Below are 4,199 nucleotides of genomic sequence, written 5' to 3' on the forward strand. Positions count from 1 at the left end.
GCACCGCCGACCCGCCCGAGTCACCCCTCCAGCCCAGTCCCTGAACAGCTCACTCCTCGCGGCGCTCGCCGAGCACGGTCGGGGCCTGTCTTCAAGCGTCCCGGCACGTCACTGGCCGGACGGTTACGCTGGGCACGGGCCTGTGGTGGATGACCCGGCCCGCGGAGACGCCGCCCAAGGTGGAGCAGCGTCTGCCCATGCCGGTCCCGCCCGTGGTGAAGGCGCCGGATCCGGTGGTGCCACCCGCGCCGGAGCCGGTCGTGACGGCCGAGCCCGAGGCCGAGCCCGAGCCGGAGGCGCCCGAGGAAGAGGCGCCGGAGACGGAGGTGAAGTCAGGACTGCCTTCGCTGCCGCTCACGACGGCGTCGGAAAAGAAGCTGGCGCGGCGGTTGTTTGGTTTGTTCAAGCAACAGCGGGCGCGGGCGAAGGACGTGGATGAGGACGGAGCGTTGCGCGGCAAGCTGATCCACCAGTACCGGGCCGCCGCGGATGCGACGACGGAGGCCGAGCGTGCGCGGATCCACGTGGCGCTGGATGGCATCGAAAAGGAGCTGACGCAGCGCATCGCCTTGCATGACGCACCGCCCGTGGTCGTCGTCCCAGAGATGCCCAAGGTCCCGCCACTCCTGCTGCCCTCGCTGCCCACCCTGCCCCGGACGAGTGGGCCGGAGCAGCGATTGGCACAGCGGTTGGACAGGCTGGTCGCGGAGCTGCGCAAGCGCACGAAGGGCCAGGACGTCGCTCCGGACCTCGCGCGGAAACTGGTGGGCCTCTACATGGAGGCCGCAAAAGCCGAGACCGCCACCAAACGCATGGCAGTGAATCAGGCGTTGGATGCGTGGCAGGAGCAGCTGAAGGCACGCTTCCCGAAGTGATTCACGAGCCAAGTTCGTCATGCGGCATGGTGTCCGGAACCTACGTGCTCGCAACAATTCAGATTCCAATCCCACCGAGCACTGGTGAATAGCCTGAAGCGCCAGGTCGAAAAACTGGCGCCTCGGCCTATCACCCCTACTGCTACGACCCAGGGGGCGGCTACGAGCAGCGATGTTCCTCTACGAGCCAGGGGGCGGCTACAAGCAGCGATGTTCCTCTAAACAGTTCGCTGCGCAACGACTCACATGCCTCTGCCCAGCACGACTGCTCGCCGCATCAGTACTTGGCGGAGTACTCGCCCACCGTGGTCCCCTTGACCATCTTCACCCGGAGGAACTGATCCCGACGGTGGTCGAAGGCATCCTTGAGACTTCGATGGACAGATTGTGCCACCTCGTTCGGATCGTAGTCGCCACCAGCCTTTCCGCTGACCGTAAGGAGATGATTGGCATACTCCATGGCGGCTTCGGGATACTTGCGCTTGATGACGTCGCGCGTGAGCGCTTCAGCTTTCTCGAACGCCTCCTTCGTCAGTATTCCGTACTTAAGGGAGAGTTCATCATCGGGAACGATCGGTCGAGCGAATCGATTCTCCGTATCAACCTCAAAGAAGATTCCCACATCTCCATCACCAGAGGGATTGGACCACTCGAAACCAACCAAGTAGAGACCGCCCCCCAGTTCTTTCGCGTTCCATCCCTTTACAGTAAGAACCCCTCGGGTCTCGCGAAACCGCGACTGAGCGAGACCATCAAGCCGATCCTCCTCAGATATGTTCATGTAGCGCTTCGCCATACCAGCGAAGTCCTCAGCGCCCGTTTGCAGACTTTGCCTAGCCAGAGCAATAGCCAACTCGCCACCCACGAGTGGGGCCGGCCGAAAAGTTCTATATACCCAACTAATGGCACCAATTGCCACGATAGCAACGATCAAAGAATTAATAAGCGTCTTGGCAGCGGATAGAGAAACAGACTTCACGCCTTCCAGCATTGACTCCCCCAATGGGCGCAGTTTGGACACCCGTCAAACAGCCTATCATGCTCCCAGCCAAAGCCGCCCAGCCGGCGCCCATGCATCCGCGCATCCACCATCGCAGCGCTATTCCGGGGAAGTCGTAGTCATCACGTTCCTGCGCCGCCAACCCCTTGGACCTCACAGCTTCTTATTGCCCTGCAGCATGCTGAGAACTTCATCCACCGAGGTCGGTCAACTCTGACGCCAGGATGCACCAGCCGTCCGCCTGGGATAAACTCGGCAAATCCACCTGGATACCAATTCACTCGAGAGACTATGTGGCTCATCATTTCATTGGGGATGGCGGTTGCTGGCGGACTGATTGCGCCATTCTGCCTGAGACTTCACTGTACTGGCTTATGGCTGGGAAAGGTTCTGGTTGACCCGATCGTCAGCAAGGCCATGCCGAACGGACTCCAAGATGCAGTCACCAGTGGATGGCCAAGCAGTCTTGTAGCCTGTGTCAACATCTTCAGGTTCGCTGCTCTGGGAGTTGCTTTCCTGCATGCATGGTGGGCCCCTGTATTGGCATTCATCCTGGGCTCATGGACATCCGCGTTTGTCTCAAAAACACAGCTAGCGCCCATTGCGGCAGAGCGATACATTGGCATTTTTATGGTTCACGCGCTGCGCCGCCGCGAGCGATTTAGCGCTCGCGGCGATACAGAGAGAGCGCAGTTGACAGGAGACTTGGCAAGCTCTCTTGAGGAGATACTCGTATTGTATCTTGGCCAGGGAGTGGACGCCCCTGATTTCACTACCGCTCGAGAAGCCCCGTTTGGAGATGCGAGCTATCTATTACGTCATGCGGCAAGCAGCAGCCATGCAGCACCGACGTAGTCGACTATCTCGCATTTGATGCGTTCCCTGTGCGAGGCTGCAAGACAAGGCCACCGCACAAGAAGGTGGCTACGGCTGCATTGCTAGTAGAGCCGGCCATGAAGTTGGGCTACCCCCGGTCCTCCTCATCCGCCTCATCCAGCCCCTCCGGCGACTCCAACAACCTCCGGGCCCGCTCCATCATCTCCACGACGATCTGCCCGGCGGGCTGCACGGTGTCGATGCGCGCCATGCTCGCGCCTCCCGCCGGGAGACTCATCTCCTCCAGGTCCCCCTGCGTGTCCGGCGTGGGCAGGAAGGAGCTGAACTTCGGCATCACGTACTGCACGTCCAGCACGCCCGGGAACAGCCGCGTCGTCCCGATGGCGTCCGACTCCGCCGTCGGCGGCACGCTCGACTCGCGCCCCGCCCACTCGCGCACCACGCGGTTGCGGATCACTCGCATGCGCTTGCCCGGCCACTCCGGCCCGAACAACGTCGTCAGCGCCGTGTCACCCGCGTCCCCGTCCACCAGCCGCTCCTTGTAGAGCGGGTGCGCGTACGCCTCCACCGACGCAACCAGCCGCGTGCCCACCCAGACGCCGTCCGCGCCGTGATGCAGCGCGCGCGCCGCGCTGAGTCCGTCCGCGATGCCTCCCGCCGCCAGCACCGGCACCGCGTCCGTCAGCTTCCGGAACTCCTTCAGCAACACCAACGTCGGCGTGCTGCCCAGGTTGCGCCCGCCCGCCTGCCGCCCCTGGGCGATGAGCCCCTGCACCCCGGCGTCCAGTGCCTGCCTTGCCAGCTCCACCGTGCCTGCCTGCACCCAGACCCGCGTCCCCGCGGCCTGCAGCGCTTGAATCCATTCGCGCGGCGGCAACGCCCAGTGGAACACCACCACCGGCACCTTCGCCGCGATGCACGTGTCCATGTGGTCCCGCGTCGTGAAGCCTTGCGGCTCCAGCCGGTCCACGATGAAGTCCACGCCGTAGGGGCGCTGCGTGCCCGCCTGGATGGCCTTCAGCCGCGCCTCCAGCACGCCCGGCGGCTCCGGCGCCGTACCCAACATTCCCAGGCCGCCCGCTTCCGACACCGCCACCACCAACGGAGGCAGGGACACGAACGCCATGCCCGCTCCGACGAAGGGATAGTGGATGCCCAGCTCGCGCGTCAGCCGCGTCCTCAGCGTGTTGCCCTCCAACACGTAGATGGGCTTCGACTTCGGACGGGCCTCCAGGCCCGCGGCATCGGACTCGCCGTCCGCCAGCGACGCCTCGTCCTCGGAGGAAGCAGAGGGCTGGCCGGGTCGTCCGTCGTTCGCGCCGTTCATCGCGTCTCCCGAAAGGGTGCTGACGTACCGAGCCTTCAAGATTAGCAGTGCCTCCCCCTGATTCAGCCGCGGCCGGGCGGGGCCGTGCTCACTGGCCAGCAGAGCGGCCTCACTCCTCCGGGATGAGGCCGCCGGGCCCCAGCCCCGCGTCCGTCAGAAC

At 64.0% G+C, this 4,199-nt stretch carries 3 protein-coding genes; 1 reads left to right on the forward strand and 2 read right to left on the reverse strand.

Going from position 1 to position 4,199, the window contains the following annotated elements:
* Positions 1-149: 149 nt before the first annotated feature.
* On the forward strand, positions 150-875 hold the full coding sequence (locus D7Y15_RS42530; RefSeq protein WP_199746065.1) for a hypothetical protein: 726 nt from the start codon (positions 150-152) through the stop codon (positions 873-875).
* A 277-nt stretch (positions 876-1,152) separates the two neighbouring features.
* On the opposite strand, the gene D7Y15_RS42535 is transcribed toward D7Y15_RS42530, so the two are convergent.
* Both D7Y15_RS42535 and D7Y15_RS42540 read right to left on the reverse strand, forming a co-directional pair.
* Positions 1,153-1,671 (reverse strand): hypothetical protein, encoded by a 519-nt coding sequence (locus D7Y15_RS42535; RefSeq protein WP_148713029.1) that lies wholly within the window; start codon positions 1,669-1,671, stop codon positions 1,153-1,155.
* A gap of 1,168 nt (positions 1,672-2,839) precedes the next feature.
* Positions 2,840-4,078, reverse strand: coding sequence for a nitronate monooxygenase family protein (locus D7Y15_RS42540; protein WP_233605307.1), 1,239 nt, complete (start codon positions 4,076-4,078; stop codon positions 2,840-2,842).
* Positions 4,079-4,199 lie beyond the last annotated feature (121 nt).

Source organism: Corallococcus sp. AB030, assembly GCF_003668965.1.
GTDB lineage: Bacteria > Myxococcota > Myxococcia > Myxococcales > Myxococcaceae > Corallococcus > Corallococcus exiguus.

Bases quoted from the DNA above. Each gene is read 5' to 3' on its own strand.
- D7Y15_RS42530 (WP_199746065.1), top strand. From the start codon at position 150: ATGACCCGGCCCGCGGAGACGCCGCCCAAGGTGGAGCAGCGTCTGCCC.
- D7Y15_RS42535 (WP_148713029.1), bottom strand. From the start codon at position 1,671: ATGGCGAAGCGCTACATGAACATATCTGAGGAGGATCGGCTTGATGGT.